Source organism: Armatimonadota bacterium, assembly GCA_031459855.1.
GTDB lineage: Bacteria > Sysuimicrobiota > Sysuimicrobiia > Sysuimicrobiales > Humicultoraceae > Fervidifonticultor > Fervidifonticultor primus.
In genome coordinates, this window is sequence record JAVKHP010000001.1 from 2510799 (window position 1) to 2527582 (window position 16784).

The window sequence follows — 16784 nt, forward strand, 5'->3', positions numbered from 1 at the left end:
GCGGGGCGCAGGGGCGTCCCGTGTGCCCGGGTGCGGCGGGAGGCGGGCAGGAATTCTCCCGAGCACGGAGAACACCGCTGCGACGCCGGACGGCGTCGACGTGGCAGGCGTCGGACTCTTCCGTCGGAGCGCGCATGGTCCAGTTTGACGGCGTCGGCAAGCGGTATTTCCCCGGGGTCATCGCTCTCCAGGACGTCACGGTCCACATCGCGGCCGGCGAGTTCGTCTTCCTGGTCGGTCCCACGGGCAGCGGGAAGTCCACGTTCCTCAAGCTGATCCAGCGCGTGGAACGTCCCACCACGGGCCGTGTCGTCGTGGACGGCGTGGACGTCGGGGCGCTGGCCGCTGCGGAGGTGCCCTACTTCCGGCGCCGGCTGGGCGTGGTCTTCCAGGAGTTCAAGTTGCTGCCGGGCCGCACGGTGGCCGGCAACGTCGCGTTCGCCCTGGAGGTGACGGGCGCCGACCCCCTCGAGATCACCCCCCGCGTGCACTGGGCGTTGGAGGTGGTCGGCCTGGCCGACCGCGCGCACGCGCTCCCCGCCAGCCTCTCGGGTGGCGAGCAGCAGCGAGCGGCCATCGCGCGGGCCATCGTCAACCGGCCGCGAGTGCTGCTGGCCGACGAACCCACGGGCAACCTCGACCCCGAGGCGGCGTGGGAGATCATGCACCTGCTCAGCGAGATCAACCGGCGGGGAACGACGGTGATCGTGACCACCCACAACCCCACCCTGGTGGACATCCTTCGGCGGCGGGTGGTGGAACTGCGGGGAGGGCGCGTGGTCCGCGATGAGCACCGAGGTCTCTACGCCCCCGCGCGCTGAGCCCCGACCGGGCGGGCTGTCCGGCCGACCGCCCGCATCCGGTCGACGGCCGACGAGCCGCCGGCAGCGCGGGGCGGCGGTGCGGGAGGCGCTGGCGGCCATGCGCCGGGGCGGCCTGATGACGCTCGCCGCCACGACCACGATGCTCGTAGCGCTGGCGGTCGCCGGCGGCGGGGCGCTGGTGTCGGCGAACCTGGTGCACCTGGCGACCCTCCTTGAGGACCAGGTGGAAGTGGTGGTTCTGCTGCGCGACGGGCTCACTGCGGCGCAGCAGCATCGCACGCTGGCCGCGGTCGAGGCCCTCCCGGGCGTACGCCGCGCCGTGCTGGTCGGGCGTGCCGAGGCCCTGCGTCGCCTTCAGGCCACCTACGGCATGCCCGCCTCCCTGGCCGCGTCGTTGCCGTCGAACCCGCTGCCCGACTCCATCGAGGTGCGGGTGCGCGATGCGGCGCGGATTCGCGAGGTGGCCGAGGCGACTCGCCGGCTTCCCGGTGTCGACGACGTCGTCTTCGGCACGCCGGTGGTCGACCGCGTGGTGGCCGTGACCCGGGCCGTGCGGGTCAGCGCCGCGGCCGTTGCGGGCGTCCTGGCGGCCGCGGCCCTGCTGATCATCACGAACACGATCCGCCTGACGGTGTCGGCGCGACGGCAGGAGATCGAGATCATGACCCTCGTGGGCGCCACGCCCGGGTTCATCCGCGGGCCGTTCCTGTGGGAAGGTGCCCTGCAGGGCGCGCTCGCCGCGGCAGCGGCCAGCTGCCTGCTGGGCGCCGGGTACGCCTGGCTGGCCGCCCGGGTCGACGCCTCGCTACCGTTCCTTCCGCTGTTGCCCCCGCCCGCGGTCCTGCCCGGCGTGCTCGCGCTGGTCTGGGCCGTGGGGATCGCCGTGGGCATTGTCGGTAGCGCCCTGGGGCTGCGCCGGTACCTGGTCCTGTGAGGACGACATCCGGCGGGCAGGGGGCCATTGCGCGGCGGGTTTCGCGCGGGGTTGCGCCGCTACCTGGTCTTGTGAGGACGACGGTCGTGAGGACGCTGGCTGCCGGGGCGATCGCGTTCCTGCTTGGGCTCTTCGACCCCGTGGCGGCTGCCCTGGCCGCGCCGTCCGGCACTCCGGATGCGGCTGTTGTCCAGGCCTCGCCCGAAGGTCGCCAGCAGGAACTGCGACGCCTCCAACGCCAGCTCCAGCTCGAGCGGCGCCGGCTCCTGGTCGTGCGGCGGCGCGAGCGCCGGCTTGTTGACGAGGTGCAGCACCTCGACCAGGCCCTGGAAGCCACGGAGGCCCGGCTCGATCAGCTGGAGGTCGACCGGCGGCGCGCGCAGCAGCGCGCGGCGGCGGCCGCGGCTGCGGTGGCCAGCGCCGAGCGGGAGCTGGCCCGGCGCCGGGCCGTGCTGGGGACCCGGCTGCGGGACCTCCACCGGTACGGACGGGCAGGCTATCTCGACGTCATCCTGGGCGCCGCCACCTTCTCGGAGTTCGTGACCCGCGCCCGCATCGTCGGCGCCATCGTGCGGAGCGATACCCGGCTGATCGCCGCCTACCGCCAGGACCGCGATCGCGCCGAGGCGTTGCGCGCGGAGTTCCAGGCCGAGCAGCGTCGCCTGGCAGCCCTGGTGGAGGAAACCCGCCAGCGCCGCCAGCTGCTCGCCGAGCAAAAGGAGGCCAAGCGGCGGCTGCTGGAGGGCATCGCGCAGGAGCGCGCCGCTGTCGAGCGCGTCGTCGAGGACCTGCGCCGGGAGTCCGCAGAGCTGGAAGCGCTGATCCGGCGGCTGCAGGCCAGCGGGCCATCGCGGATGGCCATCGGCGCGTTCGTCTGGCCGCTGCGCGGCATGGTCACGTCGCGGTTCGGGTTCCGACGGCACCCGATCTTTCGGGCGCGCCTCTTCCACCAGGGCGTCGACATCGCCGCGCCCCACGGCACCCCGGTGCGGGCCGCCGGGGACGGCGCCGTGCTCTTCGCCGGCTGGTACGGCGGTTACGGCAAGCTGGTGGTGCTCGACCACGGCGACGGTCTCAGCACCCTCTACGGGCACCTCTCCGCGATCCTGGTCGCGCCGGGGGCGCAGGTCGTCCGCGGCCAGGTCATCGGCCGGGTGGGCAGCACGGGCTACAGCACCGGACCCCATCTGCACTTCGAGATCCGGCGCAACGGGCAACCCATCGACCCACAGCGGTGAGACGCCGGCGCCGGCATCGTGCCTCGCGCCGCGTCGGCGCGCTTGTTCGCCGCCGTCGACCACGATAAGCTACAACCGGCGGTCTGGGGACCGACCGCCTGGAGGCGAGAGGCGTGCACAGCCGCATCCTACAGCGACTCCCGTGGCCTGCCGTGGCCGCGGTGATCGTCGCGGTCTTCCTGGCCGGCTACGGCGCGGGCCAGGCGTCGGTGGCCCGGGGCGCCGACGACCAGGGCTTCGCGCTCCTGCGGCAGCTGCTCACCCACATCCGGCAGGACTACCTGGGGCCCGTGCCCGACGCACGCGTGCTCTTCGACGGCGCGGCGCGGGGGATGCTAGAAGCGCTGGGCGACCCCTACACGCGGTACATGGACGCCAGGGCGTTCCGGGAGTTCGCGCAGGACGCCCAGGGCTACTTCTTCGGCATCGGCATCTTCATCGACATCCGCGACGGCCAGCTGATCGTCGTGCAGCCCATCGAGGGCACCCCGGCGCATCGGGCGGGCCTGCGACCGGGCGACCGCATTCGCGCCATCAACAACGTCTCCACCGAGGGCATGGCGCTGCAGGAGGCCGTCAGCCGGATCCGGGGCCCTGCGGGCACCCGGGTGGTGCTGCGCATCCAGCGGGCCGATCGGTCCTTCGACGTGGAAATCACCCGCGCGCGCATCCAGATCGTGTCCGTGCAGGGCGCCGGGGTCCTGGACGCTGACCTGCAGAAGCAGCTGGCGGCCGAGCGACTGGGATACGTGCGCATCCTCACGTTCAACGATCGAACGGCGGAGGAGGTGGCGGCCGAGATGACCCGGCTGCAGCAGGTCGGGGTCCGTGGGGTGCTCCTCGACCTGCGCAGCAACGGCGGCGGGCTGCTGGAGGCGTCGCTCCGGGTGGCCGAGCGCTTCGTGCCCGAGGGGCGGCCGCTCGTGCACATCGTGGACCGCACCGGCCGCAAGACGACCGAGCGTGCCGGGCGCGGCCCGAAGATCCAGCTGCCGGTGGTCGTGCTCGTCAACGAGTTCAGCGCCAGTGCCTCCGAGATCCTGGCGGGCGCGCTCAAGGACTCCGCCGGCGCCACGCTGGTCGGGATCAGAACGTTCGGCAAAGGGGTCATCCAGTCGGTCTACGCGCTCCCCGGCGGTGGCGGCGCCGCCATCACGACGTCCAAGTACCTGACGCCCGCAGACCACGACATCCACGGGAAGGGTGTGCCGCCCGACGTCGTCGCCGGAGACCGGCTGGAGGGCAAGAGCGATGCCGAGGTGGCGCGCATCCAGCAGGAGCAGCTACGGCGGGCTGTCGAGGTGCTCCGGCAGCGCGCAGGGAGACGATAGGGACGTGGCGAGGCGCGTCCCCACCTCCTGAGCCCACCACGGGAGACCCGGCGCCCATGTCGCGCCATCGGCGTGCAGCGGCCCGGCGGCGGTCTCTGGGGATCGTCCCACTGGTCGTCGTGGCCATGGGAGCCGGGGTGCTACTCGCCCGGCTGTCGCCCGATGCCCCACCTCCCGTCCGTGCCCCAGAGCCTGCGGTGCGCCCGGCCGCGCCCCCGCGCGCGCGACCGCCGGCGGCCCGCCCCTCGCCGACCCCGACCCCACGCCCGCAGCGTGCGACCCCGGTGTCGCCCGCCCACACCCCGCGGGGCCGGCTGGCGGTCGTATTCGACGACGCAGGCGGGGACCTCGCCCACGTCGAAGCGATCATTGCCATCGGCCGGCCCGTGACCGTCGCCGTGCTGCCGTTCCTCGCGCACTCGGACGAGGTCGCGCAGCGGGCGCGTGCGGCCGGGCTGGAGGTGTTAGTGCATCTGCCGCTGGAGCCGGAGGACCCCGGCAAGGACCCGGGCCCGGGAAGCATCACCGTTGCCATGAGCGATGCGCAGATCCGGCAGGCGGTGCGCGCCGCCCTGGCGGCCGTGCCCGGGGCCGTGGGGATGAACAACCACATGGGCTCGCGGGCCACGGCGGATCGGCGGGTCATGCGGGCGGTCCTGCAGGCGGCGCGGGACGCGGGCGCCTTCTTCCTCGACAGCTACACCACGCCGCACTCGGTGGTTCGCGAGGTGGCCGCCGAGCTGGGCGTGCGGACAGCCACCCGGGCGATCTTCCTGGACAACGTCGACGACGACGCCGCGATTGCGGCCCAGGTCCGGCGCGCGATCGCGCGCGCCCGGCAAGAGGGCGCCGTCATCGCCATCGGGCACGCGCAGCGCCGCACGCCAGCGGTCGTCGCCGCCATGCGCCACGAGTTCGACGAGGCCGGGGTGGCGCTGGTGCCGCTCTCGGCGCTGATGGGCGGGATGCCGGCCCCGGCCTCGGAAGGACGCAAGAGCCCGTAACCCAAGGGAACCGCAGGAGGCGAAAAGGAGGACGAGCGGGATGGCGACGCAGGCGATGCTGATCACGCCCCAGGGCGACCCCTGGCAGGCGGCCCTGCGGCAGTTCGACCGGGCCGCGGACTACCTGCCGCTCAAACGGGGCATCCGCGAGTTCCTGGCCTACCCCAAGCGGGAGCTCACCGTGCACTTCCCGGTGAAGATGGACGACGGCTCCGTGCAGATCTTCACCGGATACCGCGTCCACCACAGCACCGTGCTGGGGCCGACCAAGGGCGGCATCCGGTACCACCAGGACGTGACCCTCAACGAGATCCGTGCCCTGGCCATGCTGATGACGTGGAAGTGCGCGGTCGTCGGGCTGCCCTACGGCGGCGCCAAGGGCGGCGTGGTGGTCAACCCCAAGGCGCTGTCGACCACTGAGCTCGAGCGACTCACCCGCCGGTACGCCACGGAGATCTCGATTCTGATGAGCCCGGAGGGCGACATCCCCGCGCCCGACCTGGGCACCACGCCCCAGGTCATGGCGTGGATCATGGACACCTACAGCATGCACCGGGGCTACTCGACGCCGTCGGTGGTCACCGGGAAGCCCACGTCCATCGGCGGGTCGCTGGGCCGCGTGGAGGCCACCGGCCGGGGCGTGGCCATCGTGACCCGTGAGGCCGCCCGCTGGCTGGGCATGGAGCTGGCCGGTGCCACCGTGGTGATCCAGGGCTTCGGGAACGTGGGCTCGGTGGCGGCACAGCTCCTGACGCGCCTGGGCTGCCGCGTGGTGGCCGTCAGCGATACGCGCGGGGGCGTCTACAACCCCGCGGGGTTGGACCCCGACCGGCTGATCGCACACAAGGCACGCACCGGCAGCGTCGTGGGCTATCCCGGTGCGGACGTGGTGACCAACCAGGAGCTGCTGGAGCTGCCCTGCGACGTGCTCGTGCCCAGCGCGCTCGAAGGCCAGATCACCGAGGAGAACGCGCCCCGAATCCGGGCGCGGGTCGTCGTCGAGGGCGCCAACGGGCCCACGACGCCCGAGGCGGACGTGATCCTGCGCGAGCGGCGCATCACGGTCCTGCCGGACATCGTGGCCAACGCCGGGGGCGTCATCGTCTCGTACTTCGAGTGGGTCCAGGGGCTCCAGCAGTTCTTCTGGACCGAGGAGGAGGTCAACGCCAACCTCGAGCGCATCATCGTGCGCAGCTTCGGGCAGGTGGTGAAGGTCGCGGAGGAGCGCAACGTGGACCTGCGCACGGCCGCGCTGATCCGGGCCATCGACCGCGTGGCGGACGCGCTGTTCACCCGGGGGATCTACCCGTAGGCGCACCGGCGCGCGGCCGGCCGCCACGGGGCCGTCGTGGGCGTGCAGGACGCAGGGGCTCCGGCGCGGGGTCGGCCGGTGCGGGGGTTGGGTCGTCGTCTCCGACGGTCGGCGGGCGCCGACCCTGGAGGCGGCAGGAAGTCGCCCGGGGCCGGACGAACCCGAGTAGGCGACCTGCATGGACAGCGTGGAGAGCCCGCCGCCGGCGGGCCGCGGAGGAGGTGAGGGGTCGAGCGGGGGAGAGCGTGAGGTGAGCAAGGCGGCCGGACGCTGTGCACGCAACCACACGAAGGACACGACGAAGGAGAGATGGGTATGACGCGACTTCGTGGAGTGCTTGTCGCGCTGGTGCTCCTGGTCACCGCTGCGCTGCTGGTGCCGGCACAGGCGCCGGTGCGGGCGCAGGCGACGAAGGGCAAGATCAAGATCGCCACCCAGAGCCCGCTCTCGGGAGGCCAGGCGGTCCTGGGGGAGGGCATCAAGAACGGCGCCCAGCTGGCCATCGAGCAACTCGGCGGGCCCATCAAGCGGCTCGGCTTCGACCTCGAGCTCGTGCCGTTCGACGACCAGGCCAAGCCCGACGTGGGCGTGGCCAACGCCAAGAACCTGGTCACCGACCCCGACATCCTGCTGGTCATCGGGCACCTGAACTCGGGCGTCGCCATTCCGTCGTCCGAGGTCTACAAGGACAGCATGCTGGCCATGATCTCGCCGGCCAACACCAACCCCAAGATCACCGACCGCAAGTACAAGAACGTCTTCCGGGTGGTGGGCCGCGACGACGTGCAGGGCGTCGTCGGCGCCGAGTTCGCGGCCAAGGAGATGAAGGTCAAGACCGTCTACATCATCCACGACAAGACGGCCTACGGCCAGGGCGTCGCCGAGTTCTTCCGCGACCACGCGCCCAAGGTAGGCATGCGCGTGGTGGGGTTCGAGGGCACCGAGGAGCAAGCCAACTTCGACCCCATCATCACCCCGATCCTGGCCCGGCGGCCCGACCTGGTGTACTTCGGCGGCATCTACAACCAGGCCGGCGTCTTCTTCAAGCAGGCGCGGGCCAAGGGCCTGAAGGCGCGGTTCCTGGGCCCTGACGGCATGGACTCCTCCGACCTGGCCAAGGTCGCAGGGCAGGCGATCGTGGGGATGCACTACACGACCGTGGCCGGACCGGTCTCGGTCTACCCCAGGGCCGCCAAGTTCGCCCAGGACTACAAGGCCAAGTTCGGGAAGGACCCCGAGCCCTTCGCGGCCCAGGCCTACGACGCCACCGCCATCGGCCTGAAGGCCATCGAGAACGCCATCAAGGCCGCGGGCGGCAAGAAGCCCACCCGCGAGCAGGTCACCAACGAGATCCACAAGATCAAGGGCTTCCGCGGCCTGACCGATACCTTCACCTTCGACGCCAAGGGCGACCCGGTGCCGGCCACCTACTTCGTGATCAATATCGTGAGCGGCGACCCGGCCAAGTGGGGGCAGAACAAGCTGGTGAAGACGCTGCGGATCAACCCGCCGGGGGCCGGCATGTAGGCCACCCCTCGGCGCGGCGGTTTCCAGGAGGGGCCCGCCCGGGCGGCGCGGCCCCTCCTGCTGTGCGGGCGCGGATGCCGGAGGGTTCCCCTGGTGGGCGGTGAATAGGTGAACAGTCGGTGCCGGTGGGGGGTGCGGACCGGGTGGAGTGGGACATCCTCCTGCGGATCCTGCCGACCGTCGTGGTCGACGGCTTCGTGCTGGGCTTCGTCTACGCCATGATCGCCCTGGGCTACACCATGGTCTACGGCGTCCTCCAGATGATCAACTTCGCTCACAGCGAGATCTTCGTCATGGGGGCGTTCGTGGGGGCCGAGACCCTGTTGATCCTGCAGGCCAGCGGGCTCCTGACGGTGCTGCACCCGCTGGCGTTGCTGGCCGTGGTCCTCGTGCTGGCCATGGCGGGCAGCGGCCTGCTGGCGGTCGCGGTCGAGCGCGTGGCCTACCGGCCCCTGCGGGGGGCCCCGCGTCTGATCCCCCTGATCTCGGCCATCGGCGTCTCGTTCTTCCTCCAGGACGCGATCCGGCTGTTCGAGAGCCTGTGGCGGAACGCGTTCTTCCTGACCTACCCGACCATCGACCTCTTCGACCGGCGGATCCCGCTGGTCGGCGAGGTGGAGATCTCGGTGAAGTCCCTCCTGATCATCGTGGCGTCGCTGCTGATGCTGGTGGTGCTGACGCTGTTCGTCAACCGGACCAAGCTCGGGATGGCGATCCGGGCGGTGGCCGAGGACCAGCCGACGGCCGGGCTCATGGGCGTCAACGTCGGGCGGATCATCTCCCTGACGTTCCTGATCGGCGGGGCGATGGGCGGCGCGGCCGGGGCGCTGTTCGGCGTGCAGTTCGGGACGATCAACCCCTACTCGGGGTTCATCCCCGGCCTGAAGGCCTTCACCGCGGCGGTGCTGGGCGGCATCGGTAACGTGCCCGGCGCCATGGTGGGGGGCCTGGTGCTGGGCATGCTGGAGGCGTTCGCGGCCTCGTACATGTCGCTGCTGACCGGTGGGGCGTTCGGGGCCGAGTACAAGGACATCTTCGCCTTCAGCGTGCTGATCGTCATCCTCATGTTCCGGCCCCAGGGGCTGCTGGGGGAGGTCGTCCGTGAGAAACTCTAACGTGCGTGCCCTGGCCCTGGCGCTCTACATCGCGGGCACGACCGCCCTGGTGGCCTCGGTGCCCCGGTCGCTGCCCGCGTTCCTGCTCTTCCTGGCGTCGGTCTTCCTCCTGTACCACCTGGCGCTGCCGGCCTGGTTCCGGGCTGCCGGGCTGGCCGTCGTGCTGGGCGTGCTCATGCCCTACGTGGGCATCCGCAACGCGTTCTACCTCGAGGTGGCCACGCAGGTCGGCATCTTCGTGGCCCTGGCGCTGGGCCTCAACATTGTCGTCGGGCTCGCGGGGCTGCTGGACCTGGGGTACGTGGCGTTCTACGCCGTGGGGGCCTACAGCTGGGCGATCATCGGGTCGCCCCAGGCCCTGAAGATCTGGCCCGAGGCGACGCACCTGCTGCCGCTGGGCGGCTGGTGGTTCTTCGTGTTCCTGGCGGTGGCGGTGGTGCTGGCGGCGATCACCGGCGTGCTGCTGGGCCTGCCGGTGCTGCGGGTGCGCGGCGACTACCTGGCCATCGTGACCCTGGGGTTCGGCGAGGTCGTGCGCGTGCTGGCCAACAACCTGGACAAGCCCATCAACATCACCAACGGACCGATCGGGATCACGCCGATCGGCCGGCCGCCGCTGTTCTTCGCGCCGGTGGTGGAGGGGCTGGGCCTGCCCGCGACGCCGGTGGTGCTGTACCCCCTGTACTTCTACTTCATGGTGCTGGTGGTGGTGGCCCTGGTCATCGTGGTGACCCAGCGCCTGAAGGACTCGCACATCGGACGGGCCTGGGAGGCGATCCGCGAGGACGAAGCCGCGGCGGTGGCCATGGGTGTGCCCCTGGTGCGCACCAAGCTGCTGGCGTTCGCGGCGGGGGCGTCGTTCGCGGGCGCCATGGGGGTGATCTTCGCCGGCAAGCAGCTGTTCATCAACCCTGAGAGCTTCACGTTCATGGAGTCGATCGGGGTGCTGGCCATGGTGATCCTGGGCGGCATGGGCAGCATTCCGGGCGCCATCCTGGGCGCCAGCGTGGTGACGATCCTCAACCTGCAGGTGCTCAAGCAACTCTCGTTGACCCTCAACGCCTGGCGGCAGGCCGGCGTGGAGATCCTGGGGTTCAACCTGGCGCACCTCCCGACCCAGCTGGAGCCCGCCAAATACGAGCGTATGGCCTTCGGGGTCATCCTGGTCCTCATGATGATCTTCCGGCGGGAGGGGATCCTCCCCTCGGCCCGGCGCCGCCTGGAGCTGGAGGAGGCCCGTCAGCTGGCCAGAGAGGAAGCGCTGGTGGGCGGGGGGCAGTGAGATGGCGCTGCTGGAGGCCGTGGGGGTGACCAAGCGCTTCGGCGGGCTGGTCGCCGTCTCTGCCGTGGACTTCGTGCTGGAAGAGGGGACGATCGCCAGCATCATCGGACCCAACGGGGCAGGCAAGACCACCTTCTTCAACGTGCTGACCGGCGTGTACGCGCCCGAGGAGGGGCAGGTGCGGTTCCGTGACCGGCCCATCGTGGGGCTGCGGCCCGATCAGATCACCGCCCTGGGCATGTGCCGGACGTTTCAGAACATCCGTCTGTTCGGCAACATGACCGTGGTGGAGAACATCCTGGTGGGGATGCACAGCCGGCTGGCGCTGGGCGCCTGGGACGCGCTGCTGCGCACCCCGCGCTTCTATGCCACCGAGCGCGCAGCGCTGCGACGTGCCGGCGAGCTGCTGCAGCTAGTGGGACTCTCGGGGCGCGCCAACGAGCTGGCCAAGAACCTGCCCTACGGCGACCAGCGCCGGCTGGAGATCGCCCGCGCGCTGGCGAGCCAGCCCCAGCTGTTGCTGCTGGACGAGCCGACCGCCGGCATGTCGCCCACGGAGGCCCAGGCGCTGATGGACTTCCTGCGCCGCCTGCGGGCCGAGCTGGGGCTGACGATCCTGCTGATCGAGCACAACATGCGCGTGGTGATGAACATCTCCGACCGGGTCACGGTGCTCGACTACGGCGAGAAGATCGCCGAGGGCCCGCCCGCCCAGGTGCAGAACGACCCCCGGGTCATCGAGGCGTACCTGGGCGTCGGCAAGGGGGTGGCTGCACTGCGCTGAGGGCGGGTTCTGCGGAACCTCAGGCGGCGCGGCGTAGGCGACGCGACGGGCGAACGGCGGGGCGGGCAAGCGGGACGGACGATGGCGCTGCTCGAGATCGAGAACCTCCACGTCTACTACGGCCACATCCACGCGCTGCGTGGCATCACGGTGGCCGTGGACGAGCGCGAGATCGTGGCTCTCTTGGGCAGCAACGGGGCGGGGAAGACCACCACGCTGCGCACGATCTCCGGCCTGCACCGGGCGCGGGAGGGCGCTGTGCGCCTGGAGGGGATGCGGATCGACGGCCGCCCGCCCCACGAGATCGTCGCGCTGGGGATCGGGCACGCCCCGGAGGGCCGGCGCATCTTCGGCCGGCTGACCGTGCGCGAGAACTTGATGATGGGCGCCTACCGCCGGCAGGACTCCTCAGGCATCCGCGACGACCTGGAGCGCGTGTTGGCGCTGTTCCCACGCCTGCGCGAGCGGCTGGGCCAGGTGGCAGGGACGCTGTCGGGCGGCGAGCAGCAGATGCTGGCCATCGGGCGGGCGCTGATGACGCGGCCGCGGGTGCTGCTGCTGGACGAACCGTCGATGGGGCTGGCCCCGGTGCTGGTGGAGCAGATCTTCCAGACGATCCTCGACATCAACGCCCAGGGCACCACGGTCTTGCTGGTGGAGCAGAACGCGTACATGGCGCTGGCGGTGGCCCACCGGGCCTACGTGCTGCAGACGGGCGAGATCACCCTGCAGGGCCCCGCCGCCGAGCTGCGCGAGAACCCCGAGGTCAAACGGGCCTACCTCGGGGGGTAGACGCCGGTCCGCAACTCGCTGCGTCGTGCCGGCCGTGACGGCCGTGGCCCGCGGTGCCGGCGTTCCCGCGCCGGCACGTTGCCGCCTGCATCCTCAGTCGCCGTTGCGCGGCAGGGTCACCGTGAAGGTCGTGCCCACCCCCGGGGCGCTGCGGACGGCGATGCGGCCACCATGTGCCTCCACGATGTGCTTGGTGATGGCCAGCCCCAGGCCGCTGCCGCCAGGGTGCGCTGGCCGGGCCCGGTCGGCCTTGTAGAAGCGCTCGAAGATCCGCGGCAGGTCCGCTTCGGGGATGCCCGGCCCCGAGTCCGAGACCGAGATCTCCACCTCGCCGTCGGTGCACCGCCAGCCCACGGTGATGCGGCCGCCGTCTGGGGTGAACTTGATGGCGTTGTCCAGCAGGTTGGTGAGCACCTGACTCAGGCGGTCGCGGTCGGCCAGGGCGACGACCTCGGTCGGCGGCGCCTGCACGTCGATCGCCCGCTGCCCTGCCAGCGGCCGCAGGCGCGCCAGCGTCTCGTCCACCAGGGCGCCCACGTCGACCTGGCCCAGCTGCAGGCTGATCCGCTTGTCCTCCAGGCGCGAGAGGTCCAGCAGGTCGTCGACCAGCTTCACCAGGCGGTCGGCCTCCTTGTCGATGATCTCCAGGAAGCGCCGGCACGTGGCCTCGTCGCGCATGGCGCCGCCGAGCAGTGTCTCGGCGAAGCCCTTGATGGACGTGAGCGGGGTGCGCAGCTCGTGGGAGACGTTGGCGGTCAGTTCGCGCCGCAGACGCTCCAGGCGCCGCAGCGCGGTGACGTCGCGCAACACCGCCACCGCCCCGCCAGGCCCGCCCTCGCCCGGCAGGGGCGCGCAGTGCACCTCCACCAGGCGATCGCCGACCTCTGCTGGCGGCAGCTCCCCGGTGACCGGCTGTCCGCGGCTCGCCGCCTCGGCCAGCATCGCCCGCAGGCGCGGACCGGGCTGCACGGCCGTCTGGTCGCCTGCACGCCCGGGCGCCAGCAGGTCGGCGGCGGCCCGGTTGGCCAGCAGCAGCGTGCCGCGACGATCCACGGCCACCACGCCGTCGGACATGCTGGTCAGGATCGTCTTCAGGCGGGTGCGCTCGGCCTCCAGGGTGGCCACCATGTCGCGCAGCCGGCCGGCCATGCGGTTGAAGCTCTCCGCCAGCCGCGCGATCTCGTCGGCACCGCGGGGCGCGACGGTCTGGTTGAGGTCGCCGGCGCTCATCCGCGTGGCCACGCGGGTCAGGTCCTCGATGGGCTCGACGAGCCCTCGGGCCAGGCGGGTGCCCAGCAACCAGGCCAGGACCAGGCCGATGGCCAGCCCCACGCCCAGCTGGGGGAGCATGCGGCCCAACTGCACCCACACCCAGCCCGTGGGCACCGACACGTGCACGACCGCGAACACCCGGCCGTCGACCACCACCGGCGACGCCGCGAACACGCGCTGGCCGCCGCCGGCCGGGTCCCGGCGCACGGACCGGGTCGTGCAGTCGCCGCTGCGGTCGGCGGCAGCCAGGCACGCCGCCAGCGCGGCCAGTTCGCTTGCCTGGCCGGTCGTCTCCGGGGCGCGCAGCACGCCGGCGGAGAGCACCCGGATGGTCGCGTCGCGCCGCCACCGGAACTCCTGCGCCAGGCGTTCCAGGGCGGCAGGATCGGTGCGGCCGTCCCGTGCGTACTCCTCGAGCATGCGGCCGATCAGCCGGGCCTGGCGCTCGATGACCCACGCATAGGTGGTCGTGTACTGGCGCTGCAGGCGCCAGGTGACGAACGTCGCCACCAGCACCAGGCACAACGCGGCCAGCACCAGGTACGACAGGGCCAGACGACTGCGAATCGACCGCGACCTCACGGGCGTCCCCGGCGGCGCACCGGCTCGGGCGGGCGGAGCTCGGGCGGGCGCAGCTTGTAGCCGACGCCGCGCACGGTCACGATGTAGGTGGGCGCGACGGGGTCGTCCTCGATCTTCTCCCGCAGCCGGCTCACGTGCATGTCGACGGTGCGCGTGCTCCCGTAGAAGTCGTGCCCCCACAGGTGCTCCAGCAGGAAGTCACGGGTGAACACCCGGTTGGGGTAGCGCATGAACAGCCGCAGCAGGTCGAACTCCCGCGCCGTGAGCTCCACCGGCCGCCCGTGCAGCGTCACCTCGTGGGTGACCGGGTCGAGCCGCAGGCCGCCCACCTGCAGGGGGGCCTGGGAGGGCGGCGCGACCTCGCGAGCACGCCGCCGCAGCACCGCCTTCACGCGGGCGACCAGCTCCCGCGGACTGAAGGGCTTGGTGACGTAGTCGTCGGCGCCGCGCTCCAGCCCTTCCACCCGCTCCACCTCGCCGCCGCGAGCCGTCAGCATGATGATGGGCACCGATCCCTCGCGGCGCAGCTGACGACACACCTCCATGCCGTCCAGGCCGGGCAACATCAGGTCGAGGATCACCAGATCGGGCCGCTCCGCGCGGGCCCGGGCCAGCGCCGCGTGGCCATCGCCGGCCGTGGTGACCTCGAACCCCTCCTGGAGCAGGTTGTACCGCACCAGCTCCACGATGTGCGGTTCGTCGTCGACGACCAGGACCCGCGCGCTCACTTACATCACCCGCCGCAGTTCACCGCCGATGTAGCCGGTGGCCGCGATAAGCACGGCGCCGACGACCATGAGAGTTACAAAGAGCGCTCGGGACAGCCCGGGCCGGCGCCACCGGGCCAGGAAGCTCGCCAGGTAGACGGCCGTGGCCGCCACCGCCACGAGCTGGTGGAGGCGGTGCTGGGCCACGAACGTCTGCCCGATCCCCTGGGCCACCAGGGGCAGGTAGTCGACGTAGCCGCTGACGACCGAGGCCGCGGCGCCCACCAAACCGAGGCCGACCAGCCACTGGGAGGCGCGCAGGTGTCCCCGGTCGCCCGAGCGCAGGTAGAGCACGTCGAACACCGCGCTGGTCAGCCACAGCGCCACCGGGAAGTGCACGACCAGCGGATGGACCAGGAACGGCATCGCACCCCCCTGCGGTGTGTGCTGCGCAGTCGGTGCTGCGCAGGTTGGTGCTCCGCAGCCCGTGCTGCGCACCCCGTCGTTGCGCCCGGTGCGCAGGCCCCCTCGTTGCGGGACGACGGTGCGACCACCGGGGCCATTCCGGTCCCAGGGGCGCGGTGCAGGACGCCCCGCGGTGGGGCCGGCCCGCGCACACGGCGCACCGAAATTCCTTTGGCCCCGCCGGGTCGTGCTCCCTGCTGGCCCGGCGCCCCCTGCCCCCACCGGGCCATCCGCCCCGCCCCTGCTTTCCTTCGCAGCCCAACGCGACCTGGACGCCCGCGCGTTCAGGGCCGTTGTACCGTCACCGGGTAACGCCCGTGTCACCGCGGTGCCCCCGGTGCCACCGCGGAGGGCGGGTGCGGCTGCGCGTCGAAACGCGCTGGAGGTGAAGGTCGCGAGGTGAAGGGTGCGATGGGCGGCGATACGCTGGAGACGCGCGCGAACCCCCTGGCGTTCCTGGAGGACGACCTGCGCGACCTGCGGGCGCGTGGGGTCTGGCGCTGGCCGCGGCGACTGGAGGGTCCCCAGGAGCCGGTCACCCGCTACGACGGCCGCGAGGTCATCAACCTCTGCTCCAACAACTACCTGGGGCTGGCGACGCATCCGGCGTTGAAGGCGGCTGCGCGCGAGGCCCTGGAGCGCTACGGCGTGGGTGCGGGCGCGGTGCGCACCATCGCCGGGAACCTGCAGCTGCACGAGGAGCTGGAGGCGGAGCTCGCCGCCTTCAAGCAGACCGAGGCCGCCTTGCTCTTCCAGTCCGGCTTCACCGCCAACGCCGGTACGGTGGCGGCGATCCTCGGCAAGGACGACGTGGTGGTCAGCGACGAGCTGAACCACGCCAGCATCATCGACGGCTGCCGGCTCTCGGGGGCCGAAAAGAAGATCTACCCGCACGGCGACGTGGCGGCGGCGCGGCGTCTGCTGGAAGCCTCGCGCGGCGCGCGGCGCGTGCTGCTCATCACCGATGGCGTCTTCAGCATGGACGGGGACATCGCGCCCCTGCCCGACCTGGTGGAGGCGGCCGAAGCCTGTGGAGCCATCATGATGGTGGACGACGCGCACGCCAGCGGGGTGCTCGGGCGCGCCGGCCGCGGGACGGTCGACCACTTCGGGCTGCACGGCCGCGTGCACATCCAGGTGGGCACGCTGTCCAAGGCGTTCGCCGGCCTGGGGGGCTACGTCGCCGGCAGCCGGGCGCTGATCGACATCCTGATGCACCGGGCCCGTCCGCTGCTGTTCTCGACCTCGCACCCGCCGGCGGTGGCGGCCGCGGCCCTGGCCGCGGTGCGGCTGGTGCAGCAGCATCCCGAGCTGATCCAGCGCCTCTGGGAGAACACGCGGTTCTTCCAGGAGGGACTGGTGCGGCTGGGCTTCGACATCGGCCGGAGTCAGACGCCCATCACCCCGGTGATGATCGGCGACGAGCAGCGGGCGTTCGCGTTCTCCGACCGGCTCTTCGCGGAAGGGGTGTTCGCGCTGGGCATCGCCTTCCCCACGGTGCCGCGCGGCAGGGCGCGGGTGCGCGCCATCGTCACGGCCGCGCACACCCGCGAGCACCTCGAGGCGGCACTGGAGGCGTTCGCGCGCGCCGGCCGGGCGCTGGGAGTGATCTGAG

Annotated in this window: 15 protein-coding genes; 12 read left to right on the forward strand and 3 right to left on the reverse strand. The window is 72.0% G+C overall.

Annotation, left to right across the window (positions count from 1 at the left end; translation table 11 throughout):
- Window positions 1–134: 134 nt before the first annotated feature.
- From ftsE to QN157_11540, 11 genes are all read left to right on the forward strand, one after another.
- Window positions 135–821 (forward strand): cell division ATP-binding protein FtsE, encoded by a 687-nt coding sequence (gene ftsE / locus QN157_11490; GenBank protein MDR7556215.1) that lies wholly within the window; start codon window positions 135–137, stop codon window positions 819–821.
- Window positions 787–1758 (forward strand): permease-like cell division protein FtsX, encoded by a 972-nt coding sequence (gene ftsX / locus QN157_11495; protein MDR7556216.1) that lies wholly within the window; start codon window positions 787–789, stop codon window positions 1756–1758. The genes ftsE and ftsX overlap by 35 nt, the downstream gene beginning before the upstream one ends.
- Before the next feature lie 86 nt (window positions 1759–1844).
- The gene (locus QN157_11500; GenBank protein ID MDR7556217.1) at window positions 1845–2996 is read left to right on the forward strand and encodes a peptidoglycan DD-metalloendopeptidase family protein; all 1152 of its coding nucleotides are present in this window, start codon (window positions 1845–1847) and stop codon (window positions 2994–2996) included.
- Window positions 2997–3109: 113 nt separating this feature from the next.
- Window positions 3110–4327, forward strand: coding sequence for a S41 family peptidase (locus QN157_11505; GenBank protein MDR7556218.1), 1218 nt, complete (start codon window positions 3110–3112; stop codon window positions 4325–4327).
- Between the two features lie 56 nt (window positions 4328–4383).
- A complete protein-coding gene (locus tag QN157_11510) occupies window positions 4384–5331 on the forward strand; it encodes a divergent polysaccharide deacetylase family protein (GenBank protein MDR7556219.1) in 948 nt (315 codons plus the stop codon).
- A gap of 40 nt (window positions 5332–5371) precedes the next feature.
- Entirely contained in the window at window positions 5372–6643 is a 1272-nt protein-coding gene (locus QN157_11515) for a Glu/Leu/Phe/Val dehydrogenase (protein ID MDR7556220.1), read from the forward strand.
- A gap of 315 nt (window positions 6644–6958) precedes the next feature.
- Complete coding sequence (locus tag QN157_11520) at window positions 6959–8170, forward strand: branched-chain amino acid ABC transporter substrate-binding protein (protein MDR7556221.1); 1212 nt, start codon at window positions 6959–6961, stop codon at window positions 8168–8170.
- A 119-nt stretch (window positions 8171–8289) separates the two neighbouring features.
- Window positions 8290–9285: a branched-chain amino acid ABC transporter permease gene (locus tag QN157_11525; protein MDR7556222.1), complete on the forward strand. Its 996-nt coding sequence runs from the start codon at window positions 8290–8292 to the stop codon at window positions 9283–9285.
- Window positions 9272–10567: a branched-chain amino acid ABC transporter permease gene (locus QN157_11530; GenBank protein ID MDR7556223.1), complete on the forward strand. Its 1296-nt coding sequence runs from the start codon at window positions 9272–9274 to the stop codon at window positions 10565–10567. Before QN157_11525 ends, QN157_11530 begins: the two co-directional genes overlap by 14 nt.
- A 1-nt stretch (window position 10568) precedes the next feature.
- Window positions 10569–11351: an ABC transporter ATP-binding protein gene (locus QN157_11535; protein MDR7556224.1), complete on the forward strand. Its 783-nt coding sequence runs from the start codon at window positions 10569–10571 to the stop codon at window positions 11349–11351.
- Between the two features lie 81 nt (window positions 11352–11432).
- Window positions 11433–12143, forward strand: a complete 711-nt coding sequence (locus QN157_11540; GenBank protein MDR7556225.1) for an ABC transporter ATP-binding protein — start codon at window positions 11433–11435, stop codon at window positions 12141–12143.
- A 93-nt stretch (window positions 12144–12236) separates the two neighbouring features.
- On the opposite strand, the gene QN157_11545 is transcribed toward QN157_11540, so the two are convergent.
- From QN157_11545 to QN157_11555, 3 genes are read right to left on the reverse strand one after another with little or no spacing between them, the layout of a single operon-like run.
- A complete protein-coding gene (locus tag QN157_11545) occupies window positions 12237–13997 on the reverse strand; it encodes an ATP-binding protein (GenBank protein ID MDR7556226.1) in 1761 nt (586 codons plus the stop codon).
- Window positions 13994–14725, reverse strand: a complete 732-nt coding sequence (locus tag QN157_11550) for a response regulator transcription factor (protein MDR7556227.1) — start codon at window positions 14723–14725, stop codon at window positions 13994–13996. Before QN157_11550 ends, QN157_11545 begins: the two co-directional genes overlap by 4 nt.
- Window positions 14726–15130, reverse strand: a complete 405-nt coding sequence (locus QN157_11555; GenBank protein ID MDR7556228.1) for a DUF2231 domain-containing protein — start codon at window positions 15128–15130, stop codon at window positions 14726–14728.
- 450 nt (window positions 15131–15580) lie between these two features.
- Here QN157_11555 and QN157_11560 point away from each other — a divergent pair, with 450 nt between their 5' ends.
- Window positions 15581–16783: a glycine C-acetyltransferase gene (locus QN157_11560; GenBank protein MDR7556229.1), complete on the forward strand. Its 1203-nt coding sequence runs from the start codon at window positions 15581–15583 to the stop codon at window positions 16781–16783.
- Window position 16784 lies beyond the last annotated feature (1 nt).

What these genes read in the sequence shown, in the direction of transcription:
- ftsX (MDR7556216.1), top strand. Translation starts at nt 787, where the DNA reads ATGAGCACCGAGGTCTCTACGCCCCCGCGCGCTGAGCCCCGACCGGGC.
- QN157_11560 (MDR7556229.1), top strand. Translation starts at nt 15,581, where the DNA reads ATGGGCGGCGATACGCTGGAGACGCGCGCGAACCCCCTGGCGTTCCTG.
- QN157_11510 (MDR7556219.1), top strand. Translation starts at nt 4,384, where the DNA reads ATGTCGCGCCATCGGCGTGCAGCGGCCCGGCGGCGGTCTCTGGGGATC.
- QN157_11555 (MDR7556228.1), bottom strand. Translation starts at nt 15,130, where the DNA reads ATGCCGTTCCTGGTCCATCCGCTGGTCGTGCACTTCCCGGTGGCGCTG.
- QN157_11535 (MDR7556224.1), top strand. Translation starts at nt 10,569, where the DNA reads ATGGCGCTGCTGGAGGCCGTGGGGGTGACCAAGCGCTTCGGCGGGCTG.
- ftsE (MDR7556215.1), top strand. Translation starts at nt 135, where the DNA reads ATGGTCCAGTTTGACGGCGTCGGCAAGCGGTATTTCCCCGGGGTCATC.
- QN157_11540 (MDR7556225.1), top strand. Translation starts at nt 11,433, where the DNA reads ATGGCGCTGCTCGAGATCGAGAACCTCCACGTCTACTACGGCCACATC.
- QN157_11515 (MDR7556220.1), top strand. Translation starts at nt 5,372, where the DNA reads ATGGCGACGCAGGCGATGCTGATCACGCCCCAGGGCGACCCCTGGCAG.
- QN157_11520 (MDR7556221.1), top strand. Translation starts at nt 6,959, where the DNA reads ATGACGCGACTTCGTGGAGTGCTTGTCGCGCTGGTGCTCCTGGTCACC.